Genomic DNA, 17,334 nt, shown 5'->3' on the forward strand with positions numbered 1-17,334 from the left:
TCACCCCAAGGGTTGGAATACTTATAGACTTATGTTTACTAGTTTATCGGAAAAATTACAATCTTCTTTTAATAAATTAAAAGGACAGACTTCTCTTACAGAAGAGAATATTCAATCAGCTTTACGTGATATCAGGGTATCACTATTAGAAGCCGATGTAGCTTTACCTGTTGTAAAGAAATTTATTGAAAACATCAAAGAAAAAGCCATTGGTGAGACAGTTAAAAAAAGCCTTACACCAGATCAGACTTTTGTATCTTTTGTAAAAAAAGAGTTAGAAAAAGCTCTTGGTGAAGAAGCAGTACCTATAAATTTAAAAACTCAGCCCCCTGCTATTATCTTAATGGCTGGTTTACAAGGTGCTGGTAAAACGACATCTACAGCAAAACTAGCTAAATATCTTAAAGAAAAGTATAAGAAAAAAGTAATGGTAGTAAGTGCTGACGTTTACCGCCCTGCTGCTATTGATCAACTAAGAACTTTAGCAAATAGCTTAGATATTGATTTTTTTGAGTCTGATATTAACCAAAAGCCTGATTTTATAGTTACTCAAGCTATCAAAACAGCAAGAACTAAACTAGCTGATGTGCTCATAATAGATACTGCTGGTAGATTACATATAGATGAATCCATGATGGATGAAATCAAACAAATTCACAAAATTGCAAAACCTATAGAAACGCTATTTACAGTAGATAGTATGACCGGTCAAGATGCTGCTATAACTGCCAAAGCTTTCAACGATGCTTTAGAGCTAACTGGTATAGTACTAACTAAGACTGATGGTGACGCTAGAGGCGGTGCAGCTCTATCAATTAGAGAGATAACCGGTAAACCTATTAAATTCTTAGGTACTGGTGAAAAAACTGATGCTTTAGAGCCTTTCCACCCGGATAGAGTTGCTTCTAAAATCTTAGGTATGGGTGATATGCTTAGTTTAATAGAAAGCATAGAACAAAAAACAGAAAAAGATGCTGCTCAAAAACTTACTAAAAAACTAAAAAGTGGTAAAAATTTTGATCTAGAAGATTTTAAGAACCAAATTTCACAAATGAAAAAAATGGGTGGTGTTGACTCTATAATGTCAAATTTACCAAATATACCAAATATGCCTGGCAACGTTGGTGATAAAATGTTTAAAAAAATAGAGGCTATGATAGATTCAATGACACCACTTGAACGTAAAAAGCCAGAACTTATTAAACATAGCAGAAAACAAAGAATTATTAGAGGTTCTGGTACCACTATTCAAGACCTTAATAAATTATTACAACAACATACTCAAATGAAAAAAATGATGAAAAGTGTAGTTGGTAAAAAAGGTGGTATGGCAAATATAATGAAGCGTATGTCTGCTATGCAAGGTATGGGTGGCATGGCAAATCTACTAGGTAAAAAATAATAAGTATAGGAAATTATTTAATGATAGGTGATAAAAGATTTGATAAAGTTTCTAACATAAATATAGAAAAAGAAAAAGTGTTGATCCCTGCTGAAGTACTGATTCAAGAAATACCTCTTTTAAAAGGTTCATATGAAACAGTTAAAAAATCCCGTAAAGAAGTAGCTAATGTAATTCATGGTAATGATGATAGAGTTATAGTTGTTGTTGGACCTTGCTCTATACACGACCCTAAAGCTGCGCTTGAATATGCGACTAAGCTCAAAGAACAAGTCAAAAAATTTGAAAAAAACATCATTATTGTAATGAGAGTGTATTTTGAAAAACCACGTACAACTATTGGCTGGAAAGGACTTGTAAATGACCCTGACCTTGATAATTCATATCGTATAAATAAAGGGTTACAGATAGCACGTCAATTATTATCCGATATCACTAATATGGGTTTACCATGTGCTACTGAATTTTTGGATGTAATAACACCCCAATATTTTGCTGAGTTAATTTCTTGGGGAGCTATTGGAGCTAGAACTGTAGAAAGCCAAATTCATAGAGAACTTGCATCAGGTTTATCTGCGCCTATAGGCTTTAAAAATGCTACTAATGGTGATATTCAAGTAGCTGTGGACGCTATTAAGTCCGCTACTTACCCACACCATTTTCTAAGCACTACCAAATCAGGATCAACGGCAATATTTGCAACAAAAGGTAATAAAAACGGTCATATAATTCTACGTGGTGGTGCATCTGGACCTAATTTTAGCAAAGAACATGTTGATGAATGCATCGCAAAACTCAAAAAAGCAGGCTTAGATACTAAAGTAATGATTGATTGTAGCCACGGTAATAGTCAAAAAGATCACTCCAAACAAAAAACTGTACTTACTGATATTTGCAAGCAAATAGCTCAAAGTAATGATGTGTTTGGTGTTATGATAGAAAGTAACCTTGTAGCAGGAAATCAAGACATTAATAAAAAACCACTTGAATATGGTAAAAGTGTTACAGATGCTTGTGTAAGCTTTGATGAAACAATAGAAATGTTAGAAATGTTATCAAAAGCTGTACAACAAAGAAGAATTTCTCAAGAAAAAAAAGAAGTTAAAGAAGAGTCTCAATTTTCTTTGTTATAAAAAATTTCGTCATACCCGTATATTTTTAAAATATGCAAAACCTAAAGTTTATAAACTATTTTTAGGTACTTTTTTTCCTTATTAGTCTATAATTATCCTTGATTTTATAAAAATAGGTAAATTACATGCTTAAAAATTTAAGAAACATTGCTATTATCGCCCATGTAGACCATGGAAAAACAACTCTTGTTGACAAGCTACTACAGCAGTCAGGGACTTTAAAAAATCGTGGTCCAGAAGTTGAAAGAGTTATGGACTCAAATGATATTGAAAAAGAAAGAGGTATTACGATTCTAGCTAAGAATACAGCTCTTAATTATAAAGATTACCGCATTAACATTGTTGATACTCCAGGGCATGCTGATTTTGGAGGTGAGGTTGAGCGTGTACTTTCAATGGTGGACTCTGTACTTTTACTAGTAGATGCTGTAGATGGTCCTATGCCACAAACACGGTTTGTAACTGAGAAAGCTTTTGCGAAAGGATTAAAACCAATCGTGGTTATTAACAAGATTGACAGAGATGGTGCTCGCCCTGACTGGGTTGTTGATCAAGTATTTGATTTATTTGATAGACTTGGTGCTACTGATGATCAATTAGATTTTCCTATAATTTATGCTTCTGCTATAAATGGTTTTGCTACTGATGATCTAGAAAAGCAAACTACTGATATGAGTGATCTTTTTAACACTATTATCAATAAAGTTGAACCACCAAAAGTAGATGAAACTGGTCCTTTTCAGATGCAAATATCATCTTTAGATTATTCAAGCTTTTTAGGGACTATAGGTATTGGTCGTATTCAAAGAGGTTCTGTAAAAACTAACACTCCTGTAACTATAATCAACGCTGATGGAAAAAAAAGAAACGGTAGAGTTTTACAAATATTAGGATATTTAGGTCTAGATAGAAATGAAGTTGCTGAAGCTAGTGCTGGGGATATTGTATGTGTAACAGGTATGGATGGTTTAAAAATATCTGATACTCTATGTAATCCTGAGCACCTTGAAGCTCTACCACCACTGTCTGTAGATGAGCCAACAATTAGTATGACATTTCAGGTTAATAACTCACCTTTTGCTGGTAAAGAAGGTAAATTTGTAACTTCTCGCCAGATCAAAGAAAGGCTTGAAAAAGAATTGATCCATAACGTTGCTTTACGTGTTGAGCAGCTAGATGACCCTGATAAATTTAAAGTTTCTGGACGTGGTGAGTTACATTTATCTATTTTACTAGAAAATATGCGTCGTGAAGGCTTTGAAATAGCTGTATCACGTCCACATGTGATTTTTAAAGAAGTTAATGGTGAAAAGCATGAACCATATGAGCATGCGATTATCAATATAGATGAAGAGCATCAAGGTACTGTAATGGAAAAAATGGGCTTACGTCAAGGTGAGCTTAAAAATATGGAACCAGATGGAAAAGGCCGTGTAAAACTTGAGTTTATAATACCTTCTAGAGGTTTGATAGGATTCTACACGGAGTTTTTAACTATTACATCTGGTTCAGGTATATTAAATAAAGTGTTTGACCACTATGGACCAATGAAAAAGCAAGCTTTAGAAACTCGTCAAAATGGAACTTTAGTATCTATGTGTGCTGGTAAAGCTTTGGCTTTTGCTTTATTTAACCTTCAAGAACGTGGAAAAATGTTTATAGGGCATGGTACAGAAGTTTATGAAGGAATGATTATTGGCATTCATAGTAGAGATAATGATTTAGCTGTAAATCCATGTAAAGGTAAGCAGCTGACCAACGTACGTGCTTCTGGTAAAGATGATGCTGTTGTTTTAGTTACACCTATAAAACTAACTTTAGAATATGCTTTAGAGTTTATCGAAGATGATGAACTTGTAGAAATAACACCTCAATCAATTAGACTTAGAAAGAAACACCTTACAGAAAGCGATCGCAAAAAAGCCTCTAGAGGTATGATTTAAAAATACACCTTAAATGTAAAAGTCAAACTACCATTTTCTCTATTAAGAATTTTATTTCAAGCCTTCTTAAAACTCCTAACCCAAAATCTTTGCGGTGACAAGACTTCTAATAATTTATTCGAAACTACGTTTGGTTGATTGATAATTTGGCAGGTAATAACTTTTGCAGCCAATAAAGATGAACATAGACCTTTTGAACCAAACCCAGAAGACAAATATAAACCATTTTCATACTCTACTTGTGGCATTTTTGATTTTGGATAGCCTTTTGAGAGAGGTTTATAAAAACCTTGCTCAAATTTATCATAATCTACAAGCCTGCCTACTAATGGTAAATGATCTGCAGTGACACATCTTGTTGCTACTCTTGAATCTACTATATTTATGTCGGCTTTGGATAAACCTGGCAGCATATGTTTAATTTGAAATAAGTTATATTCATCATCAGAATCTCTAACCTCTGCTGTTATATCATTATTTTCTCTAAAAGTTGCTCCTATAACTTGTAGGTTATTTTTATAGTTTGGAATTATGTATCCTTTATCCTTAATTGTGTTTTTTATATCAAAAGCTTTATTAATAACAGTTAGCTGCCCTTGAGATGGGTAAACTGGAATTTTTTGAAGATAGGAGATTTTTTTAAAAAGCTCATATCCCCCTGCAAAAATAACAATATCAAACTTTTCATTAAAATTGTCAAACTCAAGAAGCCAACCATTAGAATCAAATTTTTTAATATCTACTAGCTCAGTATCTAAAATTAATTTAGCATTTGATAACTTTAACCACAATTGACAAATACTTTTAGGCACTAATGACAATGCATTAGGATAATACACAGCTTGATTTGAAGTGTTTATATCTATAAACTCTGAAAGTTGATTAGCTGATAAAATTTTGGCTAAATTAGAAGGTATATTTCTTTTATTAAATATTTTTTCGTATCTTTTTTGCTCTTTTTCATCGCTTAATATTTGTAACACACCTTTGTTACAAATTTCTAACTCTTCCTTATAGCTGTTTACAAACTCTAATAAAAACTTATAACCTAATGTATGAAACTGGTCTGAATAATTATTATCAGAAGTCAAATATGGTGCTAAAATTCCAGCAAAATTACCTGAAGCATCATTAGCTATTTGAGAATTTTTATCAAATAGCGTTACATCAAAATCGCTTATTTTAGTAAGCTCGTAAGCTAAAGAACAACCTGCAAGCCCTGCCCCTATAATAGCTATTTTTTGCCTAATCATGCGCCGAAAAGCTTAATACCTTCTTTTTTACGCTTTTGTTCAGCTCTTAGCATCCGAGCTTTTTTAGGGTCAATAGTCAATTCTCTATATATTTCTATCCTATCGTTATCATTTACAGGGTCATTTAAATCAACAATTTCCCCATATATACCTATTTTAAAATCTGCTATTTTTTCTAATTCAGGATACTTATGTAAAATTTTAGATTTCTCTATAGCTTGCCTAACAGTAAGACTATTTATAAACTCCACAAAAAAAGATTTTTGCTCATTAGGAAGTGGATATATAACTTCTACTCTCACTTATTTATAAACCTCTTCTGCACGCTTACAAAACGCTTCTAACATCTTATTTGCTAAACCACGGAATACTGGACCAAGAGCTATTTCTACAAATTTATTTTCAAATGTAAATTCCATATCTAAAGAAACTTTACACGAATTTTCATCTTGTGGTTCAAAATTCCAATCACCTGTTAAAGTTTTAAAAGGACCACTTATTAGATTTAAATGAATATGTTGGTTTTTTACCATAGTGTTATGAGTTGCTAGATCTAATTTTGCAAATCCAGACTTTATTTTCAAAGAAGCTTTTGCTTGTGTTTCAGTTTGTTCAAAAATTTCAACGTCATAGCACATTGGCAAAAATTGCGGATAGTTTTTGATATCATTCACCAAATCATACATTTGAGCAGCACTGTAATTTACAACAGCAAATTTATTAACCTTATTCATTTATTTAATCTTTTACGTTTTGCTGATAATATATAGCATTACATTGTATATCTTTTACAAAAAATAATAAAGTTATGAGTAAACATAAGGTTTCTTCAGCAACTATTGCTAAAAATAAAAAAGCCTTCCATGACTATACTATTCTAGAAAAATTTGAAGCTGGAATTGTACTTAAAGGTTGGGAAGTTAAAAGTATACGAGCTGGTAAAGTACAAATGGTCGATAGTCATGTGCATGTAAAACATGGTGAAGCTTGGCTTTTTAATTGTCTAATCACTCCTTTACTATCAGCCTCAACGCATATAACACCTGATGCAGCAGCAACACGTAAACTTTTACTTAATCGTCGTGAAATAGACAAAATCATGGGTAGAATTGAACAAAAAGGCTTTACTTGTGTACCACTGGCGATGTATTGGAAAGGTCCTAGAGTAAAAGTAGAGATTGCCCTAGCTCAAGGTAAAAAAGTTCATGATAAGCGTCAAGCTCAAAAAGATAAAGATTGGGCACGTGAAAAAGATAGGCTATTTAAAAAGGTACATCGCTAAATGACAAAAACTGAAAAAAAATTACGTCATTATATTACTAAAGCTGTTGCTGATTTTGACCTTTTACAAAAAGGTGATAAAGTTATGCTTTGTCTGTCTGGAGGTAAGGACTCTTTTGGCCTATTGAAAGTTTTACATGGGCTAATTGAAGATAAGACCTATGATATTGATCTTCACGTGTATACACTAGATCAATCTCAACCAGGGTGGGACGATAGTCAGCTTAGAAAATATCTTGATGATTTAGGTGTATCTTATGAAATCGAGACAAAAAACACTTACGGTGTAGTTGTTGATAAAGTACCAGAAGGTAAAACTTATTGTTCGCTCTGCTCTAGATTGCGTCGTGGCAATATCTATAGGTATGCAAAAGATAATAAAATGGATAAGGTGGTTTTGGGACACCACCGTGATGATTTAATCGAATCTTTGCTTATGTCGATACTGTACCAAGGACAAATAAAATCAATGCCACCAAAGTTTGTAACTCAAGATGGTGAAAATACTGTTATTCGTCCAATGGTATTAGTTCAAGAACGTGATCTTATAGAATTTGCAAAAGAAGAAAATTTCCCAATAATTCCATGTAACCTCTGTGGTTCACAAGAAAATCTAAAGAGAAAGAAAGTCAAAAAACTTATCCAAGACTTAGCACATGAAAATCCTAAAGTACCAAGTAATATTTTAAACTCTCTTTCGAATGTTTTACCAAGTCATTTGATGGATAAAGATTTATTAAGTGAATAAAAGTAATAAAAAAAATCATCTTTCCAACTTAATTCCTTTTTTTACTAAATCCTATTTTATTAGCTATTGCTGCTTCTAAGTATCCTAATTTAAGTAAACTTTCTATATAATATCTATCTGAAAGAGTTAAATGTCTATGTGACATTTTTAGTTTCTGTTCGTTTATTTAAGTTCTTCTCAAACCTAATAAACTACATCTGGAACTCTCTTTCAACTATTTCAAAACTTTCAGACTACAATCTAGCGCTAATAATAAAATGCCTTTTAAAATTTGTAATCCTGGATCTATACCTGAAAACTAAGCTTCAGATAAACCAGCAAATATGCAAAAAAAGATTCTAATTATCAAAGATACTCTACGGACTGCTGGACTATGGCAAATGCCTGGAATGGTATTCTAACTAAACTATTTAAAATCACAAGTGTCATTTAATATGTTAGAATAATAAATATTAATAATTTTTATTGTTTTTATGAAAATAACAAGCTTTAACGCTAATGGAATTCGTGCTGCAACTAAAAAAGGCTTTTGGGGTTGGTTTAAAACTCAAAATATAGATTTTTTATGTATCCAAGAAACGAAAGCTCAATTTCATCAATTAGAATCTGACCCTACATACTTTCCTAAAGGATATTTTTACGATTATAAAGATGCTATAAAAAAAGGCTATAGTGGTGTAGCTATTTATGCTAAAAAGAAACCTATACGAGTAATCAAAGAAATCGGTATAGATTGGGCAGATGAAGAAGGAAGATATATTCAGTTTGACTATGAAAATTTTAGTATCGCAAGCTTGTATTTACCATCTGGCTCTAGTGGTGACGTGCGCCAAGAATATAAAATGCAATTTTTAGCAAAATACACACAAGTATTAAAACAGCAGATACAATCTGGAAGGGATTTTATAGTTTGTGGTGACTTTAATATAGTGCATAAAGAGATAGATATAAAAAACTGGAAATCTAACTATGGTAAAACTTCAGGAGTATTACCAGAAGAACAAGCATGGCTAGATCATATCTTTTATGATTTAGGTTGGGTAGATACTTTTAGGGTAATTAACCAAGAGCCGCTACAATATACTTGGTGGTCTAATCGTGGACAAGCTAGAGCAAAAAATGTTGGCTGGAGGATTGACTACCATATCTCAACACCTACTTTAAAAGATAAAGTAATACCTCAATCAGATCATATCTACAAAGAAAACTGGTTTTCTGACCATGCTCCAATTAGTATTTGTTATGATTATGAGGTTGAGTAAGAATCGTCATGCCTTATGCTTATATTTTCTCAGGTTTGCCTGGTGTTGGAAAAACTACTTTAGCCAAAAATATAGCTAAATATATCAATGCGGTTTACTATAGAATAGATACTATAGAGCATTATTTAAAAAAAGAATATTCTGATAATTTAACAAAGCAAGGCTATGAATTAGCTTTTTTCTTAGCAAAAGAAAATTTAGAGTTAGGTAATAATGTTGTTATAGATTGTTGTAATCCAGTTAATGAATCTAGAAAATTATGGAATAAATTGTCAGAATTAAATTTTACTGAAATAGTAAACATAGAAGTTTTATGTAGTGATAAACGAATTCATAGAAATAGAGTAGAATTAAGGTTTGAAGAAAATAAAAATAAATACCCTTCTTGGCAAGACGTATTAGATAGAGAATATCAAGACTGGTCCGATAAAAAAGTAATTACAGTTGATACAGCTAATATGAAAATAGATGATTCTTTGGAACAATTAATAAAATTACTTAAAATAAAAGTATGAGGAAAATAAATGAAAAACAATCACTTTGATGTAATAAGTTTAGGTGGTGGCTCAGGTGGTATAGCTTCTGCTGTACAGGCTGCTAAATTTGGTAAAAAAGTTGCAATCATAGAAAAACGTGAGCTTGGTGGCACTTGTGTAAATAGAGGTTGTGTGCCTAAAAAAGCTATGTGGTATGGCGGCATGCTTGCTGAGCAATTTAAGCATGATGTTGCTGGCTACGGCTTTGATGTTGAAGTTAAAGGTTTCAATTGGGCTACCTTGAAAGAAAAAAGAGCTAAATATATCGGTAATATTCATGGTTTTTATAACAGACTTTTAGATAAATGGAATATCATCCATTTTAATAATTGGGGCAAATTTAAAAATAATAAAACAATCATCTTAGATGATGGCACGGAATTAACAGCTGATAATATTTTCATCTCACCAGGTGCTTATCCTATTGTACCTAAAAACATACCTGGTTCTGAATTTGGTATTACTTCAGATGAATTCTTTGAACTAGGAGATACCCCTAAAAAAGCTGTGATCGTTGGTGGTGGTTACATTGGTGTTGAGATTGCTGGAGTGTTAAATGCTCATGGTACTGATGTAACGCTAATATGTCGTAGAGAAAAACCCCTTATGGATTTTGATGATGATATTAGTAATACTCTAGTTGAATGTATGGAAATGACTGGTTTAAAACTTATGAACCATACAAATATCACTAAAGTTGAAAAAACTGGTGATGCCCTGAAAATAACTACAGATAAAAGTGGTATTTTAGAAAATGTTGATACTTTAATATGGGCGACAGGGCGCGCGCCAAACACTCATAATATGGGTATTGAAAACACTGATATTGAAATTACAACTAAAGGTGTAATTCCAGCTAATCAATGGCAAGAGACAAATGTTAAAGGTATCTATTCCTTAGGTGATGCTTCTGGTGGCGCTCAGCTAACACCTGTAGCAATTGCTTGCGGTCGTAGGTTAGCACGTAGGCTTTTTAATGGCGAAGAAGGACTTAAACCTAAACTTGAGTATATACCAACAGTTGTTTTCTCCCACCCTGCTATCGGTACTGTCGGCTTATCTGAAAAAGATGCTAAAGAAAAATATGGTGAAGAAAATGTAAAAGTCTATAAGAGTCGTTTTACAGCTTTATATTGTGCAATATCTGGTCATAGAATGCCTACAGTGATGAAGTTAGTTGTAACTGGTGAAAATGAAAAAGTTATTGGCTGTCATATGATAGGTTTAAATGTCGATGAAATACTACAAGGGTTTGCAGTAGCTATCAACATGGGTGCTACTAAACGCGATTTTGACGATACTATAGCTATCCACCCTACTAGCTCCGAGGAGCTTGTAACTTTAGTTTAATAAAATTTCTGATGTTTTTTTATAACATAATAATGTCATTCTATTTGAAAGGCGGCTAAAGATTTCTAAGCCATTCTGGCGATTGGTTTTTTTCACAAATTTCACCATACTCACAAATTGTTGCCACATCTATTGGGTAAAATGTTATAGTTTTACTTAAATTACATACTTGGTATAACACATTCTGTGAATTAAAAATAGTACCCCCAGGCGAACAAAAATCTTGCTGAAATAACCCCATTTTTTTTATAAGCCACGTATGAGAAGCTCGCAATAATTCGGATTTCAAATCTAATTCAACGTTGTTATGTCCTAAAATATTAATAGTAGTTCCTGGCACTTCTGGGTAATATGCTGCATAAGGGAAATAAAACGCAACATCATAACCAGTTCCTTTATATATTTTGTTCCATAAATTAACGTGTGACATCTTGTCAGAATGTTTCTTATAAAAAATAAATTTATCACAAACTAAGACTTTTACTGTGCCGGTCATACCACCACACTTTCCTTTAAATTCCTCTGTAAATTCAGTAGATTTTAAGTCTTGGTACTTAGTTGTATATGGATCTTTAACTATATAGGTACCTACTTTAAACAAATGTCCTTTTTGGTCATATTGATTCAAAGCACCGCAATGGGTAACCATCCCTTTTTGTAGAGCATTTTCATTTAAAGAAGATTCTTTAGTTAGGATTAATGGTTTATAAACCGTAGCGTTGAGGTTAGCGTCAGGTTTCGGGTTAAACTCCTTAACTTGAATCGTATAAATTTTAGTTGACCCACATCTATAACAAGAATCTCTTCTTAAATCAGAAAAAACAGATAGTGAATTCCATTTAGCTCCACAACTATGGCATTTGGTTATTTTCATAAATACAACCTAACTATTTTAATCCCGCTCTAATTGATATTATATCTCTGTACCAGTCCTATACAAGAATTTTTGCCCTATTATGATATTATTTCTCTATTTAGAGGTTTCAGATAATATATATGTTTAAAATACTAGTTTTAAGATTATCTCTGATTCGCTCTTAGAAGATTAGAAATTTATTTGAGAAAATTTATTTCATTTTTCTTATAACTAGGGCTATGACAGCCCATAATACAACCATACAAACAAGCACTATAGTTATATTAATGAATAAATTCTCAAACAAATGAGCTTGTGTTACTAAATCAACTTGGTTTTCAACATTTTTAAAAGCTGCCATATCAGCAACTTTTGCCCCAATAAAGCCAGCTATACTACCTGTAAATAGCATATATATAGCTGCTAAGAAACTCGTATTGTGTGAACTATCAATCGATGTAATTTCTGATAAAGCAATAGGATCTATAAATAACTCAGATATTCCTAAAGCCATTATTCCTATTATTATCCATATTACAGAGGCCTTACCATAAATAGTAGCTTCTTTTGCTGCTAAAATAAGCAATACAAAACAAATAAGCTGAAATATAAAACCAAACATAAATTTGACCATACGTCCAAAATCACTATCTAAAGCTTTATATACTTTCCAGATCCAAGCTACTACTGCTCCCCCTATAATAATAGAAAAAGCATTAATAGATGCAGCTGCACTAGCTGGAAAATTATAACCGAATACGGCTGTATTAACATTTCTCTCTATAAATAATTCTACTGAGGTAAAAATCTGTTCATCAAATACCCAGAACAATATCCCAAACATTACAAATGGTATTAATAACATTAGTCTTTTACGTGTATGTTTGTCTGCGCTATAGCATATCTTTATAAACCATAGTGTACTTGCTACAGTTACTACAAATATCAAATAACTTTCAAAATGATACTCTAGTGCAAAGTAGCAAAGTAAAATAATAGCTGCTGATATAAAGAATGTGTCTATAGTTTTTCTTCGTAAAGATGCTTTAACATTACTAGGGCAAGGAATATATTTATTACCAGATAAAAAGATTATAATCCCTATAATCATTCCTATACCAGCTAAGCCAAACCCATAATCCCAACCATAGACTTCGGCGACTACGCCACAAGTTAAAGGAGCTATAAAACTTCCTATATTTCCGCCTAAATATAAAAGTGTAAAAGCAGAGTCTCTTTTAGGATCATCTTTTGCATAAAGTTGTCCGACTAAACAAGGAACATTACTTTTAAAATAACCATAACCACATATAATAAATGCCATGCCTAAAAAAAGTAAGCTTTCGCCATCTATCCCTATTATAATATGACCACAAGACATTAAAATAGCACCTATAACTACAGTACGTTTAAACCCTAAAAATTTATCGGCTAAAACCCCACCAAAAATAGGGGTCAAGTATACTAGTGCTACAAAAGATCCATATATAGAGTAAGACATATTATCTGTAAGTAGTAGTTTTTTAGTCAGATAAAGGATCAAAAGAGCTCTCATTCCATAAAAGCTAAAATACTCCCACATATATATAGCCATTATATACCAGAGTGCTTTGGGGTGTTTAGATGAAATATTTTGCATGTGTAGGTACTTTTTTAAAAAAATAATTATAAAGTTTATACAAAAAAACTTACTGAAAAAAGTTATTTTTTAACTATTTCCATTATTGATTTAATTTAATGCCTAAGTTAGGAGTATTAAATCAGCTGAGAAATGTTTAAAAGCTTATTTCGTAATCATTTGATTAACTTTCAAACTCATCTATAAATTTCTGAGCCGCATCAATTCTCTCTTTACACAGCTTATAGCTCTTTGATGCTTGTTCAAGTATGGATGCTAATTCATCAAGTAATGCTGGAGTATCTTGACTATCCTGTAATTTTTCATTTATCTGTTCTAAGATTTCGTAGTTTTTTGCAAATTTTTTACTCTGTGTTGCCATCTTTTTTTACCTCTACATTAACTCTGCCATCATGGTAAATAACCTCAAAATCTATTTGGCTTTGAGCTTGCTCTTTGGTTGTTATATATTTGCCATCCATAGCCTTTGTAAGGCTAAATCCTCGTTTTAATGTCGATTGTATTGATAAGGATAATATTTGCTTATACAAATATTCGCTAGATTTGTTATAAAAGCTTAAATAATGCTTGGAGTTTTGTACAGACTGATTATAGTACTCATCTATTTTATAGCCATAATATTTAATGGAATTTTTAGTATTTGAAACTAATGTTTTGTATTGAGTATCAAGTGACTGACTATATAGTTTAATCACCCCTTTTGACGTAGCTAAAGTATTTTTATAATTGTGGTGTACTGTTTGTTCTATATACTGCAAATAATGGTTTAGCTTTGTTCTCAAACTAATGTATAAAGTATCTAATTCACTATTTTTTTGTTTTGCCAAGGCTCTTGTAATCCCGACTATAGAATCATAGTTGTATTTTGCTTGAGTTGCATTATCAATTATAGATCTAGTAATAAAATTAATAACCTTTGATGGTGTGTCAAACCGTTTAGTACAAATATCATCTAAAACTGTGCTATCTCGTTCATGTCCTATACCAACCATTACAGGTAATGTGCTATTACATACATTTTCTGCTAATAAAATGTTATTAAACCAATCTAGATCTGCTTGAGAACCACCGCCACGGATAAGTACTATAGTGTCATATTTATTAGAATTATTTGTTATTTCATCAAAAGCTTTAGATACGCTAACAGCACAATCCTTACCTTGCATTTTTGCTTCATAAATATCAAACTCACATAACTTCAAACTTTGTAACTTATCGGCTTCTTCAAAAAAATCTCCCTTACCTGCCGCTGTCAGACTAGTTATAACAGCTATATTTGTAAAATCTTTTGGTAATTGAAGTTTTTTATTTTTATCTAAAATACCCTTTTTTGCTAGTTGCTCTAAGATTTCTAATTTACGAGCTTGCCTATCTCCTAAAGTATAGCTTGGATCTATATCAATAATATTTAAGCTAAGCCCAAAACTTATATGGTAGCTAACAGCAACTTTCAGCAGTACCTTCATATCAGGTCTTAATAGTTCACCAGTTACAGCACTAAATTTGTTATTAACATAGCCAGCTATATTTGCCCAACAATTGCACCTGATTTTAGCTACTGGATATTTACTTACACCGTCATGCTCAATAAGTTCGCCATAATAGTGCTTACCAGATGCTCGCCACTCTGATAGTTCAGCCACTACCCAAAAACCATCATGGCCGAAACTTATTTCTATAGTGCTTTTTATCAGTTCTAAGAACTCACTTAGTTTTAGAGACTCTTGCATTTTCAACCAACTAAGTTTTTTTAACTATCTAGATTTTTACACTTCTATAATAAATAAACAAGAAAGTTTGAAGTGTTTTATCTAATGCTACAGAAAATACGCTAAGTAAAGAAAACTTTACTAGAAATAGTATAATATTATTTTTATTTACTTATAGTTTTTGACAGATTTTTCGATCTCTTTTTTAGCAAAAGCTGCGTTATCCCAACCTTCTACTTTTACCCATTTACCAGAATCTAAATCTTTATAATGAGTAAAGAAATGCTCTATTCTTTGCTTTAATGTTTCAGGTAGATCCTCTACATCATTGATATGATCATACTCTTTAGTTAACTTAGAGCTTGGTACAGCGACTATTTTAGCATCTACTCCACCATCATCTTCCATTTTAAAAACACCTACTGCTCTACAGTTAATCACGCAACCTACTACTAACGGATAAGGAGCTAAAACAAGCACATCTATTGGATCGCCGTCATCATATAATGTATTTGGTACAAAACCATAGTTACAAGGGTACCTCATAGTAGAAGACATAAATCTATCTACTACTATCATATTAGTATCTTTGCAAAATTCATATTTAATAGGGTCACTATCTTGAGGTATCTCAATAACAACATTAAAATCATTCGGGACATCTTTTCCACAAGGTATATTTTTAATCATCGTGAATTACTCCTATATAATTTTCACCGATTTGACATAAATATTTCATAAACCCCAGTCTACCACAAAAACCTTTGTATTTATAATACATAAATATTAAAATACTAAAAGAACTTTTAAATTTAGACACTATACTTTAAGCAGTAAAGGAAGGAATAACAAATGATAAAACTAAAAAAAGTCTCTTTGCTAACTATAGCAGGTTTGAGTACAAGTATTGCTATATCAGCACCAAATATATCTGCTAGCGATCCATATTTTAATGATAATGCTAATAGTGTTAAACAAAAAGATATTATCGTTAAACCTATAGATCTAGAGTTAAATGTCCCTGCCTGGGTAGCTATGAATTACCGCACAGGAGATATCGTTAGTCAAAACAATATGGATGTAAGAAGAGCACCCGCAAGTCTAACTAAAATTATGTCATCGTATATAGTAGCTAGTGAGATCAAAGCTGGTAATTTAACTTGGGACACTATGATCCCTATAAGCCACAATGCTGCTGCTACTGGTGGGTCAAAAATGTACGTCAAAGCTGGCGCAAAAGTTTCAGTAAGAGATTTAGTAAAAGGTATGGATGTAGTATCTGGTAATGATGCAACAGTAGCTTTAGCTGAGTATATTGCTGGTTCTCCTAAAGCCTTTACTGAACTTATGAATCAAACTGCTAAAGCTATTGGCATGGATAACACCCAGTTTGCTAATCCAGATGGTTTACCAGGGGGTGAGCAATATACCACTGCCCATGACATGGCTTTATTAGCAAGGTCATATATATATAACTTCCCAGAAGCATATGAAATATATGGAGAAAAGGGTCTAGTTTGGAATGCAACTGAACAAAAATCTGTAAGTATAGCAGATCGTAAGCAGTGCTTACCCAAATTTGATCGTACTGACGGTGGTGTAATCAGTAGCTATACGGCAAGCAATCTAGATGATGCTACCAAAAATAAATGCTCTAAACTTTTCCCTACTGGTGACAAATTTGTATTACAAAATAATAGAAATAGACTACTATTTACATTTGATGGGGTAGACGGCATGAAAACAGGCCACACTGGCGATGCAGGATATTGTCTGGTGTCTTCTGCAGTACAAGACAGCGAAAGATACATAGGTGTGGTGTTAGGAGCTCCTAGCTCAACTACCCGCGAGCTAGAGTCTACTAAATTACTTAGATATGCTCTAACTAAATTTGAAAATGTTCTATTATATAAAGCTAACACACCTATAACAATAAATGCTGATAATATACTAAATGCTAAATCAGGCCAAAAAATAACTGTAGCATCTGACCAAAACATATACAAAACCGTACCTAAAAACTATGTTCCTTACTTAAAACAAGGGGTGGCATTTGATTCAAGTATAAAAGCTCCTATCAATAAAGGTCAAGTAGTTGGTAATATAGTGATCACGGTAGGTGACACTAAAGAAAAAATAGCCAGTATACCTGTTACAGCACAAAATGATATTGCAAAAAAAGGTTGGTGGTAATTTAATAAATTAAAATAAGGATTTTTTTA

Annotated in this window: 17 protein-coding genes and 1 pseudogene; 9 read left to right on the top strand and 9 right to left on the bottom strand. The window is 32.3% G+C overall.

The window, feature by feature from the left end:
* Positions 1–31 precede the first annotated feature (31 nt).
* The 3 genes from ffh to typA all read left to right on the top strand — a co-directional run bounded on the left by ffh (position 32) and on the right by typA (position 4,478).
* Positions 32–1,402 (top strand): signal recognition particle protein, encoded by a 1,371-nt coding sequence (ffh, locus tag E3E15_RS04190; RefSeq protein ID WP_172106698.1) that lies wholly within the window; start codon positions 32–34, stop codon positions 1,400–1,402.
* A 20-nt stretch (positions 1,403–1,422) separates the two neighbouring features.
* A complete protein-coding gene (locus E3E15_RS04195) occupies positions 1,423–2,535 on the top strand; it encodes a 3-deoxy-7-phosphoheptulonate synthase (RefSeq protein ID WP_035719236.1) in 1,113 nt (370 codons plus the stop codon).
* Between the two features lie 125 nt (positions 2,536–2,660).
* Positions 2,661–4,478 carry a translational GTPase TypA gene (gene typA / locus E3E15_RS04200; protein ID WP_172106699.1) on the top strand — a complete coding sequence of 606 codons (1,818 nt, stop codon included), beginning with the start codon at positions 2,661–2,663 and terminating at the stop codon, positions 4,476–4,478.
* Positions 4,479–4,534: 56 nt separating this feature from the next.
* Here the strand turns inward: typA and mnmC1 are convergent, their stop codons facing one another.
* The 3 genes from mnmC1 to E3E15_RS04215 are packed head-to-tail and all read right to left on the bottom strand — an operon-like array spanning position 4,535 to position 6,465.
* Positions 4,535–5,728 carry an FAD-dependent 5-carboxymethylaminomethyl-2-thiouridine(34) oxidoreductase MnmC1 gene (gene mnmC1 / locus E3E15_RS04205; RefSeq protein WP_425352918.1) on the bottom strand — a complete coding sequence of 398 codons (1,194 nt, stop codon included), beginning with the start codon at positions 5,726–5,728 and terminating at the stop codon, positions 4,535–4,537.
* Positions 5,728–6,033: an RnfH family protein gene (locus E3E15_RS04210; RefSeq protein ID WP_172106701.1), complete on the bottom strand. Its 306-nt coding sequence runs from the start codon at positions 6,031–6,033 to the stop codon at positions 5,728–5,730. Before E3E15_RS04210 ends, mnmC1 begins: the two co-directional genes overlap by 1 nt.
* Positions 6,034–6,465 (bottom strand): type II toxin-antitoxin system RatA family toxin, encoded by a 432-nt coding sequence (locus E3E15_RS04215; protein ID WP_035719241.1) that lies wholly within the window; start codon positions 6,463–6,465, stop codon positions 6,034–6,036.
* Between the two features lie 74 nt (positions 6,466–6,539).
* Between E3E15_RS04215 and smpB the strand changes: the two genes are divergently transcribed.
* Positions 6,540–7,013 carry an SsrA-binding protein SmpB gene (gene smpB / locus E3E15_RS04220; protein ID WP_172106702.1) on the top strand — a complete coding sequence of 158 codons (474 nt, stop codon included), beginning with the start codon at positions 6,540–6,542 and terminating at the stop codon, positions 7,011–7,013.
* The gene (ttcA, locus tag E3E15_RS04225; RefSeq protein WP_172106703.1) at positions 7,014–7,760 is read left to right on the top strand and encodes a tRNA 2-thiocytidine(32) synthetase TtcA; all 747 of its coding nucleotides are present in this window, start codon (positions 7,014–7,016) and stop codon (positions 7,758–7,760) included.
* Positions 7,761–7,800: 40 nt separating this feature from the next.
* Here ttcA and E3E15_RS04230 read toward each other — a convergent pair.
* A pseudogene (locus E3E15_RS04230) lies at positions 7,801–7,905 on the bottom strand (IS30 family transposase); the annotation flags it as partial.
* A gap of 328 nt (positions 7,906–8,233) precedes the next feature.
* Here E3E15_RS04230 and E3E15_RS04235 point away from each other — a divergent pair.
* Genes E3E15_RS04235 through gorA form a run of 3 tightly spaced genes read left to right on the top strand, consistent with a single transcriptional unit; the run spans position 8,234 to position 10,908 of the window.
* The gene (locus E3E15_RS04235; RefSeq protein ID WP_172106705.1) at positions 8,234–9,022 is read left to right on the top strand and encodes an exodeoxyribonuclease III; all 789 of its coding nucleotides are present in this window, start codon (positions 8,234–8,236) and stop codon (positions 9,020–9,022) included.
* 8 nt (positions 9,023–9,030) lie between these two features.
* Positions 9,031–9,537 (top strand): P-loop nucleotide/nucleoside kinase family protein, encoded by a 507-nt coding sequence (locus tag E3E15_RS04240; RefSeq protein ID WP_035719249.1) that lies wholly within the window; start codon positions 9,031–9,033, stop codon positions 9,535–9,537.
* A gap of 9 nt (positions 9,538–9,546) precedes the next feature.
* Positions 9,547–10,908, top strand: a complete 1,362-nt coding sequence (gene gorA, locus E3E15_RS04245; protein WP_172106706.1) for a glutathione-disulfide reductase — start codon at positions 9,547–9,549, stop codon at positions 10,906–10,908.
* A gap of 55 nt (positions 10,909–10,963) precedes the next feature.
* On the opposite strand, the gene E3E15_RS04250 is transcribed toward gorA, so the two are convergent.
* The 5 genes from E3E15_RS04250 to ppa all read right to left on the bottom strand — a co-directional run bounded on the left by E3E15_RS04250 (position 10,964) and on the right by ppa (position 15,802).
* Positions 10,964–11,782, bottom strand: a complete 819-nt coding sequence (locus E3E15_RS04250; protein ID WP_172106707.1) for a hypothetical protein — start codon at positions 11,780–11,782, stop codon at positions 10,964–10,966.
* A 193-nt stretch (positions 11,783–11,975) separates the two neighbouring features.
* The gene (locus tag E3E15_RS04255; protein ID WP_172106708.1) at positions 11,976–13,403 is read right to left on the bottom strand and encodes a peptide MFS transporter; all 1,428 of its coding nucleotides are present in this window, start codon (positions 13,401–13,403) and stop codon (positions 11,976–11,978) included.
* 163 nt (positions 13,404–13,566) lie between these two features.
* Positions 13,567–13,764, bottom strand: a complete 198-nt coding sequence (gene xseB / locus E3E15_RS04260) for an exodeoxyribonuclease VII small subunit (RefSeq protein ID WP_172106709.1) — start codon at positions 13,762–13,764, stop codon at positions 13,567–13,569.
* The gene (gene xseA, locus E3E15_RS04265) at positions 13,748–15,133 is read right to left on the bottom strand and encodes an exodeoxyribonuclease VII large subunit (RefSeq protein WP_172106710.1); all 1,386 of its coding nucleotides are present in this window, start codon (positions 15,131–15,133) and stop codon (positions 13,748–13,750) included. Before xseA ends, xseB begins: the two co-directional genes overlap by 17 nt.
* 147 nt (positions 15,134–15,280) lie before the next feature.
* A complete protein-coding gene (gene ppa / locus E3E15_RS04270; protein ID WP_172106711.1) occupies positions 15,281–15,802 on the bottom strand; it encodes an inorganic diphosphatase in 522 nt (173 codons plus the stop codon).
* 165 nt (positions 15,803–15,967) lie between these two features.
* On the opposite strand from ppa, the gene E3E15_RS04275 reads away from it, so the two are divergent.
* Positions 15,968–17,305, top strand: coding sequence for a D-alanyl-D-alanine carboxypeptidase family protein (locus tag E3E15_RS04275; RefSeq protein WP_172107233.1), 1,338 nt, complete (start codon positions 15,968–15,970; stop codon positions 17,303–17,305).
* Positions 17,306–17,334: the final 29 nt, after the last annotated feature.

This window comes from Allofrancisella frigidaquae (assembly GCF_012222825.1).
Classification (GTDB): Bacteria; Pseudomonadota; Gammaproteobacteria; order Francisellales; family Francisellaceae; genus Francisella; species Francisella frigidaquae.